The organism is Microvirga sp. 2MCAF35, assembly GCF_052115545.1.
GTDB lineage: Bacteria > Pseudomonadota > Alphaproteobacteria > Rhizobiales > Beijerinckiaceae > Microvirga.
In genome coordinates this window covers 59,194-81,131 of record NZ_JBFRGW010000005.1, presented here as the reverse complement: position 1 = coordinate 81,131, position 21,938 = coordinate 59,194, and the positions used below count along the sequence as shown (strand labels likewise).

19 protein-coding genes are annotated in these 21,938 nt (G+C 62.0%); all 19 read left to right on the top strand.

Features of this window, described 5'->3' with window-relative positions:
- Nucleotides 1–9: 9 nt before the first annotated feature.
- A complete protein-coding gene (gene nuoI, locus AB4097_RS04010; protein ID WP_009491124.1) occupies nt 10–498 on the top strand; it encodes an NADH-quinone oxidoreductase subunit NuoI in 489 nt (162 codons plus the stop codon).
- A gap of 138 nt (nt 499–636) precedes the next feature.
- Nucleotides 637–1,251: an NADH-quinone oxidoreductase subunit J gene (locus tag AB4097_RS04005; RefSeq protein WP_009491125.1), complete on the top strand. Its 615-nt coding sequence runs from the start codon at nt 637–639 to the stop codon at nt 1,249–1,251.
- Between the two features lie 11 nt (nt 1,252–1,262).
- Nucleotides 1,263–1,571, top strand: a complete 309-nt coding sequence (nuoK, locus tag AB4097_RS04000) for an NADH-quinone oxidoreductase subunit NuoK (RefSeq protein ID WP_114943804.1) — start codon at nt 1,263–1,265, stop codon at nt 1,569–1,571.
- Nucleotides 1,572–1,600: 29 nt separating this feature from the next.
- Complete coding sequence (gene nuoL / locus AB4097_RS03995) at nt 1,601–3,640, top strand: NADH-quinone oxidoreductase subunit L (RefSeq protein ID WP_442037314.1); 2,040 nt, start codon at nt 1,601–1,603, stop codon at nt 3,638–3,640.
- On the top strand, nt 3,640–5,151 hold the full coding sequence (locus AB4097_RS03990) for an NADH-quinone oxidoreductase subunit M (RefSeq protein WP_442037313.1): 1,512 nt from the start codon (nt 3,640–3,642) through the stop codon (nt 5,149–5,151). Before nuoL ends, AB4097_RS03990 begins: the two co-directional genes overlap by 1 nt.
- 7 nt (nt 5,152–5,158) lie before the next feature.
- Entirely contained in the window at nt 5,159–6,598 is a 1,440-nt protein-coding gene (gene nuoN, locus AB4097_RS03985; protein WP_442037312.1) for an NADH-quinone oxidoreductase subunit NuoN, read from the top strand.
- Between the two features lie 2 nt (nt 6,599–6,600).
- Complete coding sequence (locus tag AB4097_RS03980; protein ID WP_442037311.1) at nt 6,601–7,425, top strand: biotin--[acetyl-CoA-carboxylase] ligase; 825 nt, start codon at nt 6,601–6,603, stop codon at nt 7,423–7,425.
- A 5-nt stretch (nt 7,426–7,430) separates the two neighbouring features.
- The gene (locus AB4097_RS03975) at nt 7,431–9,104 is read left to right on the top strand and encodes a ribonuclease J (protein WP_442037310.1); all 1,674 of its coding nucleotides are present in this window, start codon (nt 7,431–7,433) and stop codon (nt 9,102–9,104) included.
- Nucleotides 9,105–9,118: 14 nt separating this feature from the next.
- A complete protein-coding gene (gene mce / locus AB4097_RS03970) occupies nt 9,119–9,523 on the top strand; it encodes a methylmalonyl-CoA epimerase (protein ID WP_442037309.1) in 405 nt (134 codons plus the stop codon).
- Nucleotides 9,524–9,530: 7 nt separating this feature from the next.
- Complete coding sequence (locus AB4097_RS03965; RefSeq protein ID WP_442037308.1) at nt 9,531–9,869, top strand: DUF1467 family protein; 339 nt, start codon at nt 9,531–9,533, stop codon at nt 9,867–9,869.
- A 392-nt stretch (nt 9,870–10,261) separates the two neighbouring features.
- The gene (gene proS / locus AB4097_RS03960; RefSeq protein ID WP_442037307.1) at nt 10,262–11,590 is read left to right on the top strand and encodes a proline--tRNA ligase; all 1,329 of its coding nucleotides are present in this window, start codon (nt 10,262–10,264) and stop codon (nt 11,588–11,590) included.
- Nucleotides 11,591–11,596: 6 nt separating this feature from the next.
- Nucleotides 11,597–12,886 carry a lipoprotein-releasing ABC transporter permease subunit gene (locus tag AB4097_RS03955; RefSeq protein WP_442037306.1) on the top strand — a complete coding sequence of 430 codons (1,290 nt, stop codon included), beginning with the start codon at nt 11,597–11,599 and terminating at the stop codon, nt 12,884–12,886.
- A gap of 2 nt (nt 12,887–12,888) precedes the next feature.
- Nucleotides 12,889–13,584 (top strand): ABC transporter ATP-binding protein, encoded by a 696-nt coding sequence (locus AB4097_RS03950; RefSeq protein WP_442037305.1) that lies wholly within the window; start codon nt 12,889–12,891, stop codon nt 13,582–13,584.
- 391 nt (nt 13,585–13,975) lie between these two features.
- Nucleotides 13,976–17,449, top strand: coding sequence for a DNA polymerase III subunit alpha (gene dnaE / locus AB4097_RS03945; RefSeq protein WP_442037304.1), 3,474 nt, complete (start codon nt 13,976–13,978; stop codon nt 17,447–17,449).
- Between the two features lie 175 nt (nt 17,450–17,624).
- Complete coding sequence (locus tag AB4097_RS03940; RefSeq protein ID WP_442037303.1) at nt 17,625–18,647, top strand: 30S ribosomal protein S2; 1,023 nt, start codon at nt 17,625–17,627, stop codon at nt 18,645–18,647.
- 105 nt (nt 18,648–18,752) lie between these two features.
- Nucleotides 18,753–19,682 carry a translation elongation factor Ts gene (gene tsf / locus AB4097_RS03935; RefSeq protein ID WP_442037302.1) on the top strand — a complete coding sequence of 310 codons (930 nt, stop codon included), beginning with the start codon at nt 18,753–18,755 and terminating at the stop codon, nt 19,680–19,682.
- Between the two features lie 71 nt (nt 19,683–19,753).
- Nucleotides 19,754–20,467, top strand: coding sequence for a UMP kinase (pyrH, locus tag AB4097_RS03930; RefSeq protein WP_442037372.1), 714 nt, complete (start codon nt 19,754–19,756; stop codon nt 20,465–20,467).
- 72 nt (nt 20,468–20,539) lie between these two features.
- On the top strand, nt 20,540–21,100 hold the full coding sequence (gene frr, locus AB4097_RS03925; RefSeq protein ID WP_442037301.1) for a ribosome recycling factor: 561 nt from the start codon (nt 20,540–20,542) through the stop codon (nt 21,098–21,100).
- Between the two features lie 26 nt (nt 21,101–21,126).
- Nucleotides 21,127–21,894 carry an isoprenyl transferase gene (locus AB4097_RS03920; RefSeq protein ID WP_442037300.1) on the top strand — a complete coding sequence of 256 codons (768 nt, stop codon included), beginning with the start codon at nt 21,127–21,129 and terminating at the stop codon, nt 21,892–21,894.
- Nucleotides 21,895–21,938: the final 44 nt, after the last annotated feature.

Sequence of the window (21,938 nt, the reverse complement as noted above, 5' to 3'; positions counted from 1 at the left end):
AGATCGGCCATGCAGCTCGACCGCATCGCTCAGTCCCTCCTGCTGAAGGAGTTCATCTCGGGCTTCGTCCTGACGGTGAAGTACTTCTTCAAGCCGAAGGCCACACTCAACTACCCGTTCGAAATGGGCCATCGCGGACCTCGCTTCCGCGGCGAGCACGCCCTGCGCCGCTACCCCAACGGGGAAGAGCGCTGCATCGCCTGCAAGCTCTGCGAGGCCATCTGCCCGGCCCAGGCCATCACCATCGAAGCCGGTCCGCGCCGCAACGACGGCACCCGTCGCACGACGCGCTACGACATCGACATGGTGAAGTGCATCTATTGCGGCATGTGCCAGGAGGCCTGCCCGGTGGATGCCATCGTGGAGGGGCCGAACTTCGAGTTCTCCGTGGAGACCCGCGAGGAACTCTATTACGATAAGGCCAAGCTTCTCGAGAATGGGGAGCGCTGGGAGCGGGAAATCGCGCGCAACATCGCGAAGACAGCGCCGTACCGGTAAGAGCTCTTTCTGCCAATAAGGGCAGGGGTCAAGCAGGTCCGGCGGGTTGTGCCCGTCGGATTCGGATTTTATAGACAGGCCGCCGGATTCTCCGGGGCCACGTCGGAAGGGGCCGCTCTTTAGCGGCTTAAGCTGAGCATGACGGTTACCGCCGCCTTCTTCTATCTGTTCGCGACGATCACGATCGCCTCCGGCTTCATGGTGATTGCTTCCCGCAATCCCGTGCAGTCGGTGCTGTTTCTCATTCTGGCCTTCGTCAACGCGGCGGGCCTGTTCCTGATGATGGGAGCCGAGTTCCTGGCGATGATCCTGGTCATCGTCTATGTGGGCGCGGTCGCGGTGCTCTTCCTCTTCGTCGTCATGATGCTCGACGTGGATTTCGCTGCGCTCCGCCAGGGCTTCCTGCAATACCTGCCCATCGGCGGGGTGATCGGGGTGATCTTCCTGCTCGAGCTGATCCTGGTTGTCGGTGCCTATTCCATCGACCCGGGCCTCGTCCGCTCGCCGGCGGTTCCCATTCCGTCGCCCGAGGTCATGACCAATACCGAGGCTCTCGGCCAGGTGCTCTACACCCGTTACTTCTACTTCTTTCAGGCCGCCGGCCTGATCCTGCTGGTCGCCATGATCGGTGCCATCGTGCTGACCCTGCGCGAGCGCGTCGGTGTCCGGCGCCAGGACATTTCCAAGCAGAACGCCCGGACGCAGGAAACAGCCGTCGAGGTGCGGAAGGTTCCCTTCCGTCAGGGTATCTAAGGAGGCAGGCAATGGTTATCGGACTGGGTCATTATCTCACCGTCGCTGCCGTGCTCTTCACGCTCGGGGTTTTTGGCATCTTCATCAACCGGAAGAACGTGATCGTCATCCTGATGTCGATCGAGCTCATTCTGCTCGCGGTGAACATCAACATGGTCGCGTTCTCGACCCATCTGAACGACATCGTCGGCCAGATCTTCGCCATGTTGATCCTGACGGTCGCGGCGGCGGAGGCGGCGATCGGCCTTGCCATTCTGGTGGTGTTCTTCCGCAACCGCGGCTCGATCGCGGTCGAGGATGTCAACAGGTTGAGGGGCTAAGCCCGAACGGATTGGCGAAGTAAACGAACATGTATCACGCAATCGTCTTCCTGCCGCTCGTCGGCTTCCTCATCGCAGGCATTTTCGGGCGCCTCCTCGGCGCTCGGCCGAGCGAGATCATTACCACAGCTCTGCTGTTCGTGGCGGCGGTCCTCTCCTGGGTGTCCTTCATCCATGTGGGCTTCGGCGAAGAGCCGATGATCCGGGTGCAGATCGCTCAGTGGATGTCCGTGGGCGACCTTCAGGTCGATTGGGCATTCCGCATCGACACGCTAACCGCCATGATGCTGGTGGTGGTCAACACGGTCTCGGCGCTCGTGCATCTCTATTCCATCGGCTACATGCATGAGGACCCGCACCGCCCGCGCTTCTTCGCCTACTTGTCGCTCTTCACCTTCACCATGCTCATGCTGGTGACGGCGGACAACCTCGTCCAGATGTTCTTCGGCTGGGAAGGCGTGGGCCTCGCGAGCTATCTGCTGATCGGCTTCTGGTACCAGAAGGATTCCGCCAACGCGGCTGCCATGAAGGCCTTCATCGTCAACCGCGTCGGTGATTTCGGCTTCCTGCTCGGTATCTTCACGATCTTCGTCCTGTTCAACGGCGTTACCTTCGACCAGATCTTCCCGCGCGTGGCCGAGTTCGCCGATGCGAAGTTCCACTTCCTCGGGATCGAGTGGCACGCCCTGACCATCGCCTGCCTGCTGCTGTTCATGGGCGCCATGGGCAAGTCGGCTCAGTTCCTGCTGCACACCTGGCTTCCGGACGCGATGGAAGGCCCGACTCCGGTTTCCGCGCTCATCCATGCCGCCACCATGGTGACCGCCGGCGTGTTCATGGTCGCCCGCCTGTCGCCGGTCTTCGAGTACGCTCCGGCGGCTCTGACGGTCGTCACCGTCATTGGTGGCATTACGGCCTTCTTCGCTGCGACCGTCGGTCTGGTCCAAAACGACATCAAGCGCGTCATCGCTTATTCGACCTGCTCGCAGCTCGGCTATATGTTCGTCGGCCTGGGTGTCGGAGCCTATGGGGCCGGCGTGTTCCACCTGTTCACGCACGCCTTCTTCAAGGCGTTGCTGTTCCTCGGCGCCGGCTCGGTCATCCATGCTATGCACCATGAGCAGGATATCCGCCACATGGGAGCGCTCCGTCGCTACATCCCCTTCACCACGGCGATGATGGCTGTCGGAACCCTGGCTCTCACCGGCTTCCCTTTCACGGCAGGCTACTACTCGAAGGACGCGATCATCGAGGCGGCTTATGCAGCTCACTCGTCAGCAGGCTCCTTTGCCTTCTTGGCGACCGTCGTCGCGGCTTTCATGACCTCGTTCTACTCATGGCGTCTGTTCTTCCTGACCTTCGAGGGAAGCGCCCGCTGGGGCCACCACGACCATCATGCCCATGCGCCGCATGATCATGAAGGCGTGGAGCATGACGATCATAACCGGGATGTGGAACCTGCGACACATGCTCAGCACGAGCATGGCCACCATGCTTCGCACATGCCTCACGAGAGCCCTCTCGTGATGCTTCTGCCGCTCCTCGTGCTGGCCATCGGAGCGGTCGTTGCCGGCTTCGTATTCCACGGTGCCTTCATCGGCGAGGGTTACCAGGAGTTCTGGAAGGGGGCCCTGTTCACCCGTCCCGAGAACGAGATCCTGGAGACGATGCACCATCTCCCGGGCTGGGTCCCGCTGCTGCCCACAATCATGATGATCCTCGGTTTCCTGGTCGCTGTGTACATGTACATCATCGACAACAAGCAGCCGGCGAAGCTCGCGGCCGATCACCCGATCCTGTACCGCTTCCTCTTGAACAAGTGGTACTTCGACGAGCTGTACGATGCGATCTTCGTGCGGCCGGCCATGGCCATCGGGCGCTTCTTCTGGCGCACGGGCGACCAGCGGATCATCGATGGGCTCGGTCCTGACGGCATCTCGGCGCGCGTCCTCGATGTGACGCGTGGCGTGGTGCGTGTCCAGACCGGCTACGTCTACCACTATGCCTTCGCGATGCTGATCGGCGTTGCCGCTCTCGTGACCTTCTATCTCTTCAGGGGAGCCCACTAATGCTCGGCTTCGGCATCCTCTCCGGCCTTCTGATCCTTCCTCTCGTCGGAGCGGCCTTCATCCTGACCCTGCGTGGCGACAGCGATTCTGCTCGCTCGAACGCCCGCTGGGCCGCTCTTGCGACGACCATCGCGACCTTCCTGCTGTCGCTCGTGGCTTGGGCGCGCTTCGACATCGCGGCGGCCTCGTTCCAGCTCGTGGAAAGTCATGTCTGGTTGACCGACACGATCCGGTTCAAGCTCGGCGTCGATGGCTTCTCCATGCCGCTCGTCCTGCTCACCACGTTCCTGATGCCGTTCTGCATCCTGGCTTCTTGGGATTCGATTGAAACCCGGGTGAAGGAATACTTCGTCGCCTTCCTGGTGCTCGAAACCACGATGATCGGCGTGTTCTGCGCGCTCGACCTCGTACTGTTCTACCTGTTCTTCGAGGCAGGCCTCATCCCGATGTTCCTCATCATCGGCATCTGGGGCGGCAAGCGGCGCATCTACGCGAGCTTCAAGTTCTTCCTCTACACTCTGCTCGGCTCTGTCCTGATGCTGCTGGCGATCATGGCCATGTACTGGACCGCCGGCACGACCGACATTCCGACCCTGCTTGCCTACAAGTTCGCTTCGAACCTGCAAATTTGGCTCTGGCTGGCGTTCTTTGCCTCCTTTGCAGTAAAAATGCCAATGTGGCCGGTTCACACCTGGTTGCCGGATGCGCACGTGGAAGCGCCGACGGCAGGTTCGGTGATCCTGGCGGGCGTTCTCTTGAAGATGGGCGGCTACGGGTTCGTCCGAGTGTCGCTTCCCATGTTTCCGGATGCGTCGCTCTATTTCGCGCCGCTGGTCTACGCTCTCTCCGTCATCGCGATCATCTACACGTCGCTGGTCGCGCTGATGCAGGAGGACATCAAGAAGCTCATCGCCTACTCATCAGTGGCGCATATGGGCTTCGTGACCATGGGCCTGTTCAGCATGAACGAGCAGGGCATTCAGGGTGCCATGTTCACCATGATCTCCCACGGCCTCGTCTCGGGCGCGCTCTTCCTCAGCGTCGGCGTGATCTATGACCGGATGCACACCCGCGAGATCAAGGCCTATGGCGGCTTGGTGAATCGGATGCCTCTCTATGCGGTCGTGTTCCTCATCCTGACCATGGCGAACGTGGCGCTTCCCGGCACCTCCGGCTTCATCGGCGAGTTCCTGACCCTCATGGGGGCCTTCCGGTCCAATACCTGGGTTGCCTTCTTCGCCGCGAGCGGTGTGATCCTCTCGGCCGCCTATGCGCTCTGGCTGTACCGGCGCGTGGTCTACGGACCGCTCGACAAGCCAGCCCTCCAGGGCATCAAGGATTTGAACCGTCGCGAGATCATCACCTTCGCGCCGCTCATCCTGCTCATCATCTATTACGGCGTGCAGCCCGGCCCCATCCTCGACGCCTTCGCGGCTCCGACGGATGCGCTCATGAGCAACGTTCAGGCTGCGCTCGCCACCGTGAAAACGGCCGCTGTCGCCGCACACTGAGGTTCCGATGAATCCCGCCCTCACCATTCCAGCTTTCGGTCCGATGCTGCCAGAGATCCTCATGGCAGTCGGAGTCCTCGTCCTGGTCCTGTTCGGCGCGTTCCGCGGCGAGCGTCCCGGCTACGGCATGAGCATCATCGCTCTGGCGCTTCTCGCCGTCACCTTCGTGGCGGTGCTGATGCTGCCCGGCGAGCGTGTCGAGACCATGGCCGGCTCCTTTGTGGTCGACCAGTTTGCCAAGTTCATGAAGGCGCTGACGCTTCTGGGTTCGGCCGGCGGCATCATCCTCTCCCTGGACTATATGCGCCGTGAGGGGATCTACCGGTTCGAGTACCCGATCCTGATCATTCTCTCGACCATCGGCATGATGATGGTCATTTCGGCGAACGACCTGATCGCTCTCTATCTCGGCCTCGAGCTACTCAGCCTCTCGTCCTATGTGATCGCGGCCTTCGACCGTGACAATGGGCGCTCGACCGAGGCCGGCCTGAAGTACTTCGTGCTGGGTGCGCTCTCCTCGGGCATGCTGCTGTATGGTGCGTCGCTGGTCTATGGCTTCGCCGGCAGCGTGTCCTTCCCGGTGATCGCCGGGGTCCTGCAGGGGAATGTGGGCATCGGCGCCATTGTCGGCCTCGTGTTCGTGTCAGCCGGCATTGCCTTCAAGATCTCCGCCGTGCCGTTCCACATGTGGACGCCGGACGTCTACGAAGGTTCGCCGACCCCCGTGACGGCCTTCTTCGCCGCCGCGCCCAAGATGGCCGGCATGGCCATGGCCACCCGCGTCTTCATCGATTGCTTCCCTGGCATCCTGGTCCAGTGGCAGCAGATCATCGTCTTCATCTCGATCGCCTCGATGGCGCTCGGCTCCTTCGCGGCTATCGGCCAGCGCAACCTCAAGCGCCTGATGGCCTATTCCTCCATCGGCAATGTGGGCTATGCGCTGATCGGCCTTGCAGCCGGCACGCCCGAGGGCATCCAGGGCGTCGTCATCTACATGGCGATCTACCTTGCCATGACGCTCGGCACCTTCGCGGTCATTCTCGGTATGCGCCGTGGCAACGTGATGTTCGAGTCGATCGACGATCTCTCCGGTCTCGCCCGAACCCATCCGGCCCTGGCGTTCTGCCTGGCGATGATGATGTTCTCTCTGGCCGGAATTCCGCCGCTGGCAGGCTTCTTCGCCAAGTTCTACGTCTTCGCTGCCGCGATCCAAGCCAATCTGGTGACGCTTGCGGTGATCGGTGTCGTGACGAGCGTGATCGGTGCCTATTACTATCTGCGGATCGTAAAGGTCATGTACTTCGATGCGCCGGTCGAGCGGTTCGAGCGCATGTCCCCGGGCGTGAGCTTCGTTCTCGTGGTGTCGAGCGCCGTGGTACTGCTGTTCTGGCTGGTGCCGGCTCCTATCGTCAACGCCGCGGGCGCCGCTGCGCGCTCCTTGTTCTGATCGTGCATCTGTCGCCCGAGACCGAGACCGCCGGCTATCGGCTTCTCTCGCTTGAGGCGACGGGCTCGACGAACGACGATGCTCTCCAGGCTGCGCGTGACGGTGATCCAGGGCAACTCTGGATCACTGCAGCCGAGCAGCTGGCGGGTAGGGGGCGGCACGGCAGGCAATGGTCGTCGCCTCCTGGCAATCTCTATGCCAGCCTGCTTCTGATTGATCCGTGCGACATGCCCTCCGCCCCACAGCTCGGCTTCGTCGCCGGGCTTGCCTTGCATGAGGCTGTCGAGGCCGTGACGGGAATTGGTGCTCCGCGCCTCTTGTTGAAATGGCCGAACGACCTTCTGCTCGACGGCGCCAAGGTCTCCGGCCTGCTGCTGGAGGGGCATCGACTTCGGCCTAACGGGGCTCTCGCCATTGTCATCGGCTTCGGGGTGAACGTCGCTTTCGCGCCCACCGGGACGCCTTACCCGGCAACGACCTTGCAGACGCTTCGGTCAGGGCTCGACAGGGGCGACGTCCTCCACGCCCTGTCCTCCGCCTTCGCCCGGACGTTCTCCGCATGGCGCACATCGTCGAGGATGAATGCATCGGATCCCTTCGGCGCAATCCGGCGGCTCTGGCTGGAGCGTGCCGCAGGCGTCGGGCAGGAGGTGACGCTCCGCTTGCCTTCGGGTGAGAAGAAGGGAACATTCGAGGGGCTCGACAGGTTCGGACGCTTGCAGTTGAAAAGCCCTTGCGGCTTGGAACTCATCGATGCAGGCGACCTTTATTTTCCCAATTTGCTGCACGATATAGCCAAGCCTGCGGCTGGCTCGAGAAGGTTTTGAATTGAATGGCATCCAATCAGGACGAATTGGTCTTTCTCCCTCTTGGAGGGCTCGGCGAAATCGGAATGAATGCCGCGCTCTACGGCTTCGGATCGGAGGCTGAGCGGCAGTGGATTCTGGTCGATTGCGGCATGGGCTTCGGCGGTGAGGAGAACCTGCCTGGCATCGACCTCGTCTATCCTGATCTGCGCTTCATCGAGGAAGAACGCCACAATTTGCTGGGCATCTTCATCACCCATGCCCATGAGGACCATATCGGCGCGCTCGTCGAGATGTGGCCACGCCTCCAGGCTCCAGTCTATGCGACAAAGTTCGCCATCGGTCTTCTGGAGACGCGGCGGTTGTCGGAGCCCGATGCACCGAAGGTCGACCTCAACGAGATCGTGCCCGGCCAGCGCCTGAAGCTTGGCCCTTTCGATATCGAGTACGTGCCGGTCGCCCACTCGATCCCGGAGTCGAATGCGCTCGCCATCCGTACGCCTCGAGGGCTCGTGGTGCATACGGGCGACTGGAAGCTCGACAATACCCCTTACCTCGGCAGCCTGACATCGGAGGGCGCCTTCCGCGCGTTGGGAGACGAGGGGGTGCTGGCACTTGTTTGCGATTCCACCAACGTGGTCCGAGAGGGCACCAGCCCAAGCGAGTCCGACGTTGCCAGGAATCTTGCTCAGCTGATCAAGGACGCGCCCCATCGCGTCGCGGTTACCACCTTCGCGTCGAATGTTGCCCGCATCCGCTCCGTAGCGGAGGCGGCCCGCGAGTGCGGACGTGATGTGGTGGTGGTCGGCCGCGCCATGGACAGAGTCGTCGAGGTGGCCAAGGAGTGCGGCTATCTGGAGGGCCTGCCCGAATTCCGCTCTGCGGAGAACTTCGGTTACATTCCCCGCGACAAGATCGTTGCAATCCTGACGGGTTCCCAGGGCGAACCCCGCGCAGCTCTTGCCAGGATCGCCCAGGACGAGCACCCGGATATCGCACTCTCATCGGGCGACCGGGTGATCTTTTCATCCAGGGCTATCCCAGGTAACGAGAAGGGTGTCGGCTCGATCATCAACAGCCTGATCGAGCAGGGTATCGAGGTCATTACCGACCGCACGGAGCTTGTCCACGTCTCCGGCCACCCTCGTCGCGGAGAGCTGGAGCAGATGTACCGGTGGACCCGGCCGCGCATCGCCATTCCCGCCCATGGCGAGCCGCTGCACCTGAGCGAGCATGCGAAATTCGCCAGAGCCCAAGGTGTGCCGGAAGTCGTGCGCGCCAAGAACGGAGCCCTCGTGCGCCTTGCCCCGGGCACGGCCGAGATCGTCGACAACATTCCGGCGGGCCGCCTTTACCGCGATGGCAATATCGTCATCGGAGCTGGCGAACGGGCCCTGCCGGAGCGCCGTAAACTTGCTTTCGCCGGCATCGTCACCGTGGCTATCGCTATCGACAACCGAGGCGAGCTCGTCGGCGACCCCGTGATCGATGCCATGGGCCTGCCTGATAAGAATCGCCAAGGGCGGGATCTGACCGACATCATTGCCGATACGGTGGGCGATCTGCTCGACAGTCTGCCGAAAGCCAAGAGGCGGGATCCGGAGGCCGTCGAAAATGCGGTTCATCGGGCTGTCCGTGCGGCGGTGAACCAGGAATGGGGCAAGAAGCCCGCCTGCCACGTACTCGTCATCGAGGCCTGAAAGGGAAAGTTCCGATGATCGGACGTCTCAACCATGTCGCCATCGCTGTGCCCGACATCGCAGCTGCCGCTGAAATGTATCGCAAGACGCTCGGGGCCGAGGTTTCGGCGCCCGAAGCTCTGGAAGAGCATGGCGTGACGGTCGTCTTTATTACCCTTCCCAACACCAAGATAGAGCTCCTAGAGCCGTTGGGCGGGGAATCGCCCGTCGCCCGGTTCCTGGAGAGGAACCCAGATGGCGGCATGCACCACGTCTGCTACGAGGTGGATGATATCATCGCGGCGCGGGATCAGCTTGTGAATTCCGGTGCAAGGGTGCTTGGCTCAGCCGAGCCACGGATCGGAGCCCATGGAAAGCCCGTGCTTTTCCTGCATCCCAAGGATTTCAACGGCACGCTCATAGAACTTGAGCAGGCCTGAGGACAAGGTGTTGATAAGCTTTGTAAAAAATCTCGCAGGGTCGCTCTGGTCCACGATCGCCGTCGTGATGATCGTGTCGGGAATCGCTGTCGCCATCAGTGTCAGCGTTTTTGGTCTCAGGGTGAGCGGAGGCCTGGCGCTTTACTTCGTGATCTGGTGGATCCTGCTCTTCGCCGTTCTGCCCTTCGGCATTCGCAGCCAAGCTGAGACCGGAGATGTCGTCCGTGGAAGCGAGCCCGGAGCCCCATCGCTTCCAGCTCTGCAGGAAAAGGCGATCTGGACGACGCTCGTCGCATCCGTCGTTCTCGTCATCGCCGCCGCAGTCTTTCCACTGGCGGGTCTCTGATCGGAAGCAGATCCGGGAAGCCAAAAAAGAAAAGCAAGGCTTTCGCCTTGCCTAAACTGCCTTTTGGCAATTTTTGATCCCTGGCTTTCTCAGACCAGCGCCTCTTGGCGCTTGGGGATCTTGTTCCTCCCGAAACTCGGACCGTAGCCTCCGACCTTTGAAGGTCCAAGGCGTTAGGATTTCGTTTATAGTCACCTTGCCCTGCGGTGTCACCTTTTGTAGGCACGCCCTGATGCATTTTTCGGCATTTCTTGTATTGATCTTTGGTCTAATCCATCTCGCCGCAGGCCCGTCAAGACGATCACAGCTTGTCTTTTGAGTGGTGCCTGTGTTGTGTGCTGGAAGCGAGTCGCTACCTATTTCCTATTCTGATCGAGACCTAAAGGCGTCCCATGCGTTTGAGCCGCTACTTCCTCCCCATTCTCCGTGAGACGCCGAAAGAGGCGGAGATCGTGTCTCACCGCCTGATGCTGCGCGCCGGTATGATCCGCCAGGAAGCGGCAGGCATCTATGCCTGGCTGCCGCTTGGCTTGAAGGTGCTCAACAAGGTCAATGCCATCGTCCGCGAGGAGCAGAACCGCTCCGGCGCTATCGAGCTTCTCATGCCCACGATCCAGTCGGCGGACCTGTGGCGAGAATCCGGCCGTTACGATGCCTATGGCAAGGAGATGCTGCGCATCCAGGACCGGCATGAGCGCGAAATGCTCTTCGGTCCGACTAACGAGGAGATGGTGACGGAGATTTTCCGGGGCTATGTGCGATCCTACAAGGATCTGCCACTGAACCTCTACCATATCCAATGGAAGTTCCGCGACGAGGTGCGTCCGCGCTTCGGCGTCATGCGCTCGCGTGAGTTCCTGATGAAGGATGCCTATTCCTTCGACCTGGATCAGGCCGGGGCCGTGCATTCCTACAACAAGATGTTCGTGGCCTACCTTCGCACCTTCGCCCGCATGGGCCTCAAGGCAATCCCGATGCGCGCCGATACGGGCCCCATCGGCGGAAACCTGAGCCACGAATTCATCATCCTGGCTTCGACGGGCGAGAGCGAGGTGTTCTGCCACGCGGATTACCTGAACTTCGACATTCCGCCGGCCGAGACGAATTTCGACGACGTGGCCGGTCTTCAGAGCACCGTCGACAAATGGACGTCGCTCTATGCCGCCACGTCCGAGATGCACGATGAAGCGGCCTTCGAAGCGGTGTCGGAGGACAAGAAGATGTCGGCTCGCGGTATCGAGGTCGGCCACATCTTCTACTTCGGAACCAAGTACTCCGAGCCCATGGGCGCGAAGGTCATGGGGCCCGACGGGCAGGAGAAGCCCGTCCATATGGGCTCCTACGGTATCGGCCCGAGCCGCCTCATCGCAGCCATCATCGAGGCGAGCCACGACGAGAACGGTATTATCTGGCCCGAAGCAGTCGCTCCCTTCGACGTCACGGTCCTGAACCTGAAGGTCGGGGACGCCGCGACCGATGCCGCCTCGGAGCAGCTCTATCGCGAGCTGGGAGCCGCGGGACGCGATGTTCTCTATGACGACCGGGACGAGCGTCCCGGCGGCAAGTTCGCCACGGCCGACCTTATCGGCGTTCCCTGGCAGATCCTGGTCGGACCGAAGGGGCTTGCCGAAGGCAAGGTAGAGTTGAAAAATCGCGCCACCGGAGAGCGCGAGCACCTTGCGCTCGACGACGTGGTCACTCGGCTCACGATTCGTAAATAGGCGGCTATGGCCAAGGAAAGAGACGCCAAGACGACCCCGACGGGAACGAAGCCCTTTTCGCTCTTCGAGTGGATGCTCGCAGGGCGTTACCTGCGCACGCGGCGGCGGGAGGGCTTCGTCTCGGTCATCGCGGGGTTTTCCTTCCTTGGTATCATGCTCGGCGTGGCCACGTTGATCGTGGTGCTTTCGGTGATGAACGGCTTCCGCAAGGAGCTGCTCGACAAGATCGTCGGTATCAACGGCCACATCTTCGTTGCGCCGCTCGAAAGTCCCCTTACTGATTATCCGGAGGTCGCTGCGCGCATTGCGGCAGTGCCCGGCGTCAAGCGGGCAATCCCGCTTGTTGAGGGGCAGGCTTTCGGTTCCTCCCAATATAACGGCAGCGGCATCCTCGTTCGCGGCATACGGGCGGAGGACCTGCGCAAGATTGATCATATCGCCGGCAATCTGCGCCAGGGTACGCTGGAGAACTTCGAGGACAGCGAGGGGGTCGCCATCGGCCGGCGGCTCGCCGATGCGCTCTCTCTCCAGGCCGGCGATACTCTCACGATCATCACGCCGCGTGGAGCCTCGACCCCCTTCGGCACGGCGCCCAGGGTCAAGGGATACCCGGTCAAGGCGATCTTCGAGATCGGCATGTCGGAGTTCGACTCGACCTTCGTGTTCATGCCGCTGACCGAGGCGCAGAACTACTTCAACCGCCAGAACGACGTGCAGCTCATCGAGGTCTATCTCGATAACGCGGACCGGGTCGACGAGGCTCGTGTCGCCATCGACGAGGCGGCGGGGCGCCCGATCCTCATGACCGACTGGCGCCAGCGCAACCGAACGTTCTTCGGCGCGCTCGAAGTCGAGCGGAACGTCATGTTCCTCATCCTGACGCTCATCGTGTTGGTGGCGGCGCTCAACATCATCTCCGGGCTCATCATGCTCGTGAAGGACAAGTCGGAGGACATTGCGATCCTGCGCACCATGGGAGCGACGCGCGGCGCCATTATGCGCGTCTTCCTGATCACGGGGGCGTCGATCGGCATCGTCGGCACCATCGCGGGTTTCGGCCTGGGGCTGCTGCTGGCGCTCAATGTCGAGACGATCCGCGACGTCATCTCCCGGCTGACGAATACCAATCTCTTCCCGGCGGAGCTCTACTTCCTGAGCCGGTTGCCGGCAGAGGTGAATCCCACTGAAGTGGCGACCATCCTCATCATGGCCATGGTGCTGTCGCTCCTAGCGACCCTGTATCCCTCCTGGCGAGCCGCGAAGCTCGATCCCGTCGAAGCGTTGCGTTACGGATAAGTATGTCGCCGACTCAAGCCCAACCCGCCCTGTACCTCTCCAAGGTCGAACGCCGTTACCCGCAAGGGGACGGCTTCCTCGAAGTGCTGCGCGGCGCCGATCTCGCGATCTGGCCGGGTGAGATCGTTGCGCTCATCGCACCATCCGGCACGGGCAAGTCGACCCTGCTTCATCTCGCGGGTTTGCTCGAGAGGCCCGATGGCGGCGAGGTCTTCGTCGGCTCGAAGCAGACCGCTGCCATGAACGATCAGGAGCGCACCCGCATCCGGCGCGAGGAACTCGGCTTCGTCTACCAGTTCCACCACCTCCTGCCCGAGTTTTCAGCCCTTGAGAACGTGGTGATCCCGCAACTCATCCGCGGCCTGTCGAAGACGGAAGCCCAGGATCGCGGCACGCAGCTTCTGACATTCCTAGGCTTGGGCAAGCGCCTCGATCACCGTCCTGGCGAACTGTCAGGCGGAGAGCAGCAGCGCGTCGCGATCGCCCGAGCAGTCGCCAATGCGCCGCGTCTGCTTCTGGCCGACGAGCCGACGGGGAATCTCGACCCCAACACGGCTGATCGCGTCTTCCAGACGCTTGTCGCCATCGTCCGAGCGTCCAAGCTCGCGGCCCTGATCGCCACGCACAACCTGGATCTCGCAGCCCGCATGGACCGGCGCGTAACGATCCGCGATGGCCTGATCGTCCAGCTGCCTTAAGGGCAATCCTTCAAATTCACATTGGGAGACGCGTGGTCAGCGCGGGTGACGACGCACGCTTGTATGCCTTAACGTTCTGTTGACTCCGTCTCGAGCCTGGACTCTGCACACGCTTTACACAGAACATCCAATGAACAAAGATGAACATATTGGGAACACGGAGAACACACCATGCTTCGCTTCATCCTTGAGACCACCGCTGAAATCGCCTCGTTGGCAATGTTCGGCTCTGCCGTGGCAATCTGGGCTCTGGTCCTTTCTCCCATTGCTTGATACCGGGATCCACAACAACTCACCGGGATTCACAGGAACATAGTCCTCGTGGCCGGAGGTTAGGCTTCCTTAGAAAAGAATCGTGCCACTATGCGTGCCGTTTGCTGAGTAGAGTTCCATGGCGCGCATTCTTCACGATATCGGTTTCGTCCATCTGCATGTCCATTCATCCTACTCGCTGCTCGAGGGGGCATTGAAGGTCGCGCAACTGGCCAAACTCGCAGCTGCGGACAAGCAGCCGGCTCTTGCGCTAACCGACACCAACAATCTCTTCGGCGCCCTCGAGTTTTCCGAGAAGCTCGCAGGCTCCGGTATCCAGCCCATCGCAGGCGTCCAGCTGTCTGTCTGCTTCGAGGAGCCGGATCCTGTTGCCCGCGTGGTTCCGCAGCCGTCCGACATCGTGCTCCTCGCGCAGAATGAGGAGGGCTATCGCAACCTCATGCGCCTCGTGAGCCATGCCTATTTCGGTGTGCCGCTGGGCGAGAACCCACGTGTGATGGGACCGGTGCTGTCGGCCCACAGCGAGGGGCTGATTGCCCTGACAGGCGGCTTCTCGGGTCCACTGGATTGCGCCCTGCGCAACGGTGCGCGCCAGGACCTGGCACAGGCACGGCTCGAGGTGCTGAAGAATGCCTTCGGCCATCAACTCTATGTCGAGATTCAACGTCACGGCCTGGAAGATGAACGCCTGATCGAAGGCGAGTTGCTCGCCCTGGCGGATCGCAACGGGCTGCCGATCGTGGCGGCGAACGAGCCCTTCTTCTCGTCGTCCAAGGATTACGAGGCGCACGACGCGCTGCTCGCCATCGCCGAAGGGCAGATAGTCTCCAATCCGGATCGCCGCCGCCTTTCGCCGGAACATCACTTCAAGACGCGCCAGCAGATGATGGAGCTGTTCTCGGACTTGCCTGATGCGCTCCAGGCCAGCGTCGAGATAGCCATGCGCTGCGCCACGCGCGTGAGAACCCGCAAACCCATTCTACCGAATTTCGGCACAGGTCCAGACGCCGCTTCTCTGGATGAGGGAGAGGAGCTGAAACGGCAGGCGGAAGAGGGGCTCGAGAAGCGCCTCGCTGCCCATGGCCCGGCGCCGGGCCTGACCGAGCAGGATTACCGCGACCGTCTCGCCTATGAGATTGGCATCATCCGGAACATGAAGTTCCCGGGCTACTTCCTAATCGTTTCCGACTTCATCAAGTGGGCGAAGGATCACGACATCCCGGTCGGGCCGGGCCGTGGCTCGGGTGCGGGATCGCTCGTGGCCTATGCGCTCACCATCACCGATCTCGATCCCTTGCGGTTCGCTCTGCTCTTCGAGCGCTTCCTCAATCCGGAACGCGTTTCGATGCCGGACTTCGATATCGACTTCTGCGTCGAGGGGCGCGAGCGCGTCATCGAGTACGTGCAGCAGCGCTACGGCGAGGAGCAGGTCGCGCAGATCATCACCTTCGGTACGCTGCTCGCGCGCGGCGTGATCCGGGACGTCGGCCGCGTGCTCGAGATGCCTTACGGCCAGGTCGACAAGCTCACCAAGCTGGTGCCGCAGAACCCGGCCAATCCGGTGACGCTGGCGCAAGCCATCGAGGGCGAGCCGAAGCTGCAGGCTGCCATCGATGAGGAGCCTGTCGTCAAGCGCATGCTCGACATCGCGCAGAAGCTCGAAGGCCTGCACCGGCACGCCTCGACCCACGCTGCCGGCGTGGTGATCGGCGACCGTCCGCTTCAGGAGTTGGTGCCGCTCTACCGAGATCCGAAGACCGGTATGCGTGTGACCCAGTTCAACATGAAATGGGTTGAGCAGGCGGGTCTCGTGAAGTTCGACTTCCTGGGCCTCAAGACTCTTACCGTTCTGCGCACGGCGGTCGATCTCATCCGGCGAAAGGGAATCGAGATCGATCTCTCGGCCCTGCCGCTCGACGACCGCAAGACCTACGAGATGCTCCAGCGCGGCGAGACGGTCGGCGTGTTCCAGGTGGAATCGGTGGGCATGCGAAAAGCGCTCGTCGAGATGGAGACCGACCGCTTCGAAGACATCATCGCCCTCGTGGCGCTTTATCGTCCAGGCCCGATGGCAAACATTCCGGTCTATTGCGCGCGCAAGCTCGGTAAGGACGAGCACAACAAGAAGGATTGGTATCCTCACGACAAGCTGGAGCCGATCCTGCGCGAGACCTTCGGTATCATCGTGTATCAGGAGCAGGTGATGGAGGTGGCGAAGGTCCTCTCCGGATACTCGCTCGGCGACGCCGACCTTCTGCGCCGTGCCATGGGTAAGAAGATCAAAGCCGAAATGGACGCGCAGCGCGAACGCTTCGTGTCCGGCGCGAAGGAGGGCGGTCTCGATAAGGCGAAGTCGAACGAGATCTTCGATCTGCTTGCCAAGTTTGCGGATTACGGCTTCAACAAGAGCCACGCGGCAGCCTACGCGCTGGTCGCGTTCCAGACGGCCTATCTGAAGGCCAATCACGCGGTCGAGTTCCTGGCCGCGTCGATGACGCTCGATCTCGACAACACCGACAAGCTTTCGGAATTCCGCCGTGAGGCCCAGCGCCTCGGATTCAAGGTTATCCCACCCTCGATCAACCGCTCGGGAGTCGTCTTCGACGTGAAATACGACGATGAGGGCAAGGGCCAGATTCTCTACGCGCTCGCGGCCGTGAAGGGCGTGGGCCGGCAGGCCATCGAGGCGGTGGTCGAGGCGAGAGGCGACAAACCCTTCAAGGATCTTGCCGACTTCGCCCGGCGCATCAATCCGAAGGCAATCAACAAGCGCACGCTCGAAAATCTCATCGCCGCCGGGGCCTTCGACGAGCTGGAGCCGGATCGTGCGAAGGCCTGCGCCTCCATCGACGCCATGATGAGCCTCGCCCAGCAATCGCACGAGGCGGCCAATGGCGGCATGATAGACATGTTCGGCGGGGTCGCCGCAGCCGGTGTCCAACTGCGTATCGGCCCTTACGAGCCCTGGCCGTCCGCCGAGAGATTGCAGCGGGAATACGATGCCATCGGGTTCTTCCTCTCAGGCCACCCGCTCGACGAATATGGCGATCTTCTCAAGAAGCTGCGCGTGCAAACCTGGGTCGAGTTCTGCCGTTCGGTAAAGGCCGGCAACTCCGTGGGGCGGGTCGCCGCCACCATCCTCGACCGTCAGGAGCGTCGGACCAAGACCGGCAACAAGATGGGCATTCTCACTCTCTCGGATCAGACCGGGCAGTTCGAGGCCATCATCTTCTCGGAAGGCCTTCAACGTCTGCGCGAGGTTCTGGAACCCGGCTCCGCCGTGGTCCTGATGCTCCAGGCGGGTCTCGAAGGCGAGGAGGTGAGGGCGCGGATCGGCATGGCCGAGCCCCTGGACGAGGCTGTCGCCAAGCACCAGAAGAGCATGCGGATCTTCCTTCGGGACGAGCGTCCGATCACCAGCGTCTATGAACGGCTCAAGGCCCGGGGCGAGGGAGAGGTGTCCCTCGTCCTCATCCTCGACGACGGCGACCGGGAGGTCGAGGTCAAGCTTCCAGGCAGGTACATGGCCACCCCCCAGATCGCGGGAGCGCTCCGGGCCGTGCCAGGCGTCGTCGACGTTCATGTGAACTAGCCTTTCCGCTATAGTCTGAGTGGCTCAGGGTAACGTCGGGCTTGCGTTTGGAGCCGCTTGCCCCTATATGCGCGCCTATCCCACACGCGGAATCAACCTCATAAGCCCTTGAGGTGTCCCGGTGGCCGGCTAGACCGGTCCACTGTTCCGCGGAGGCTTAACCGGAGAATAAACTATGGCGCTTCCCGATTTCTCGATGCGCAGCCTGCTTGAGGCTGGCGCTCACTTTGGCCACCAGGCCCACCGTTGGAACCCGAAGATGGGTCAGTACATCTTTGGCACCCGCAATAACATCCATATCATCGACCTCGCCCAGACGGTTCCGATGCTGCACCGCGCCCTCCAAGCGGTCAGCGACACGGTGGCCAAGGGCGGTCGCGTGCTCTTCGTTGGCACCAAGCGTCAGGCTTCCGATGCGGTTGCCGATGCGGCCAAGCGCTCGGCTCAATACTACGTGAACGCCCGCTGGCTCGGCGGCATGCTGACCAACTGGAAGACGATCTCCGGCTCGATTGCGCGCCTGCGCAAGGTCGACGAGATCCTCGCCGGCGGCGGACAGGGCCTCACGAAGAAAGAGCGTCTCATGCTCGCCCGCGAGAAAGAGAAGCTCGAGCGCGCTCTCGGTGGCATCAAGGACATGGGCGGCACGCCCGACCTGATCTTCATCATTGACACCAACAAGGAGCAGCTGGCGATCCAGGAGGCCAAGCGCCTCGGCATCCCGGTGGCTGCCATCGTCGACACGAACTGCGATCCGGACGGTATCACCTTCCCGGTTCCGGCCAATGACGACGCCGGCCGCGCGATCTCGCTCTACTGCGACCTCATTGCCCGCGCCGCTCTCGACGGCATCTCCCGTGGCGCCGGCGCCATGGGCATCGACATCGGCGAGTCCGAGAACCCGATGGCCGAGGAGCTTCCGGCGAACGACACGCCTGTCGCCGCCTACGAAGGCGAGCAGTTCGAGCGTCTGGCTGCCCCCCGTGGCGCTCCCGACGACCTGACCAAGCTGAACGGCGTCGGCCCGCAGCTCGAGAAGAAGCTCAACGAAGCCGGTATCTTCCATTACTGGCAGCTGGCCGCCATGCAGGCGGGCGATGTTGCCCAGCTCGACAAGGACCTGAAGCTGAACGGCCGCCTCGAGCGTGACGGCTGGATCAACCAGGCCCGCTCGATGATCGAAGCCGCTGCTGCGTAAGCCTTACGGCGCCGCAAGATGCAGCGCCGCTTGAACGAATGATCGAGCCCGGCGTTCCACGAGCGCCGGGCTCCCTCTATGCGTGAACCTTTGAAAGGAAAAGCCATGGCGAACATTACCGCTGCGATGGTGAAAGAGCTGCGCGAGACGACCAGCGCCGGCATGATGGACTGCAAGGCCGCTCTCGCCGAGACCAATGGCGACATGGAGGCCGCGATTGACTGGCTCCGAAAGAAGGGCTTGTCTAAGGCCGCCAAGAAGGCCGGTCGCGTCGCGGCTGAGGGCCTCGTGGCTGTCGAGTCGTCTGGTCACACGGCCACGATCCTCGAGGTCAACTCCGAGACGGACTTCGTCGCCCGCAACGATCAGTTCCAGGCCTTCGTCCGCGAAGCCGCCAAGATCGGCCTGATGGGCAACGGCACCATCGAGTCGCTGGAAGCCGCCACCTTCCCCGGCTCCTCCACGACCGTGAAGGACCGCCTGCAGGAGCTCATCGCCACCATCGGCGAGAACATGACCCTGCGCCGCATCGCCAAGCTCGAAGTCTCGAAGGGCGTGATTGCTTCCTACGTGCATAACGCCGTGAGCGAAGGCCTCGGCAAGATCGGCGTTCTCGTGGCGCTCGAGTCCGAAGGTGACGTCGATGCCCTGAGCACGCTCGGCCGCCAGATCGCCATGCACGTGGCCGCCACCAACCCGGTGGCCCTCGATGCCTCCGGCGTCGATCAGGCGACCGTCGAGCGCGAGAGCGCCATCCTGCGCGACAAGAACGCCGGCAAGCCGGACCATGTCATGCAGAAGATCATCGAGAGCGGCCTGAAGAGCTACTTCAAGGAAGTCACCCTCCTGGAGCAGCCCTTCGTGCACGATCCGTCGAAGACCGTGACCCAGGTCCTCAAGGAGGCCGAGTCCAAGGCCGGCAAGCCGGTCACCCTCAAGGCCTTCGTCCGCTATGCCCTCGGCGAGGGCATTGAGAAGGAGGAGGCTCCGGACTTCGCGGCGGAAGTGGCCGCCCAGGCCGGTCTCAAGGCCTAAATCGAACCCAAGTAAACGGCGGCTCTTCAGCCGCCGTTTTCATGAGAGGTCTCGAAAAGAAAGGTCTGATGATGGCAACGTTCCGGCGCATCCTGGTGAAGCTTTCCGGTGAGGCCTTGATGGCTCCCGACGGCTACTGGCTCGACACTCAGATCCTGTCTTCCTTGGCCGAAGACCTAGCTCAGGCCACCCGCGCCGGTTTCGAGATCGCAGTCGTCATCGGTGGCGGCAACATCATTCGCGGTGCCCGCATGAGCGCCGCCGGCTGGATCGACCGCCCCACCGCCGATTCGATGGGCATGCTCGGCACGGTCATGAATTCCCTCGCCGTCGAGACGGCTCTGAACGCCGCGGGTGTACCCGCTCGAACCATGTCGGCGGTCTCCATGCCGACGATCTGCGAGACCTATGCCCGTCAGCCGGCTCTTCACCACCTCGACAAAGGACAAGTGGTGGTTTTGGCGGGAGGCACAGGCAACCCCTTCTTCACCACCGACACGGCTGCCGTCCTGCGTGCGGCCGAGCTGCGCTGCGACGCGGTCCTGAAGGCGACCCAGGTCGATGGCGTCTATTCGGCTGATCCGAAGAAGGACTCGGCTGCCATTCGATTCGACCGCCTGACTCATGACGAGGCCATCGCCAAGGACCTGAAGGTGATGGATACGGCGGCGTTCGCCCTGGCGCGCGAGAGTAAGCTCTCGATCATCGTCGGTTCAGTGCACGCCCCCAGCTCCGTAACCGCTCTTCTCCAGGGGAAAGTGCCCTCGACGGTCGTCGCCCCTTGATCCAAGGGCCTTGATGCTGGACCCTGGGCGGCGTAAGCCCGTTTTAAATAGTTCGCGTAAGGACAAAATCTGATGGCCACGACCTTTGATCTCGCCGATGTGAAGCGCCGCATGCAGGGCGCCATCACCGCTTTCAAGAACGACCTGGCTAGCCTTCGGACCGGGCGCGCCTCGCCGAACCTTCTCGATCCTATCCAGATCGACGCTTATGGCTCCCTGATGCCGATTACCCAGGTCGCCACGATCAACGTTCCTGAGCCGCGCCTCCTGAGCGTCCAGGTGTGGGATCGGGGCATGGTCGCCGCTGTCGAGAAGGCGATCCGGGAGTCGGACCTTGGCCTCAACCCGCAGACCGAAGGCCAGGTGATCCGCCTGCGCATCCCCGAGATGAACGAGCAGCGCCGCAAGGAGATGGTGAAGGTCGCACATAAATACGCCGAGGAGGCGAAGATTGCTGTCCGTCACGTGCGCCGCGACGGTCTCGATCTGCTCAAGAAGCTTGAGAAGGACAGCACGATCAGCGAGGATGACGGCAAGCGTCATGCTGACCAGGTCCAGAAGGCCACCGATCAGTTCGTAGCCGAGATCGATACGCTTCTTGTGACCAAGGAAAAGGAAATCATGCACGTTTGATCTCAGGCGTGCATCGGGACGGAAATATGAGCGGCGAAGCCAAGCGGTCGGCCCCCATTCTTGCCCAGCAAGAGGCAGGCGAGGGAATTCCAAGCCATGTTGCCATCATCATGGATGGAAACGGGCGCTGGGCCGCTCAGAGAGGGCTGCCCCGGTTCGAAGGACATCGAAAGGGGATCGAGGCGATCCGCCGTGCGGTTCGCACGGCAACGGATCTTGGTATCGGATACCTGACGGTCTACAGCTTTTCGGCCGAGAATTGGCGCAGGCCTGCGGATGAGGTCTCCTACCTCATGAGTTTGCTCAAGCGTTTCGTCCGGCATGATCTGGCCGAGCTTCACGCCAATAATATTCGCGTTCGGATCATTGGTGAGCGTGAAGGATTGGCCTCCGACATTCGCCTGTTGCTGGATGAAGCGGAGCATCTCACCGCGTCCAATACTGGCCTGACGCTCGTCATCGCCTTCAATTACGGCGGGCGCCAGGAAATCGTGAGCGCCATGCGGGCTCTTGCGCGCAAGGTGAAGGAAGGGACGCTCGACCCGGCCGATATCGATATGGCTACGGTCGGTATGGCCCTCGATACCCATGACATTCCGGATCCGGACCTTGTGATCCGAACCTCGGGCGAGCAGAGGGTGTCGAACTTCCTGACGTGGCAGACAGCCTATTCCGAGTTCATTTTTCTGCCCTGCTTCTGGCCGGATTTCGACGAGGCTGCATTCAAGTCGGCCATTGACGAATATTTCAGGCGTGACCGCCGGTTCGGCGGCCTGAGCGTCCGGGCAGGCTGACGATGGTCTCGGACCAAGGCTCCAGCTTGCCGTCCAGTTCCGAG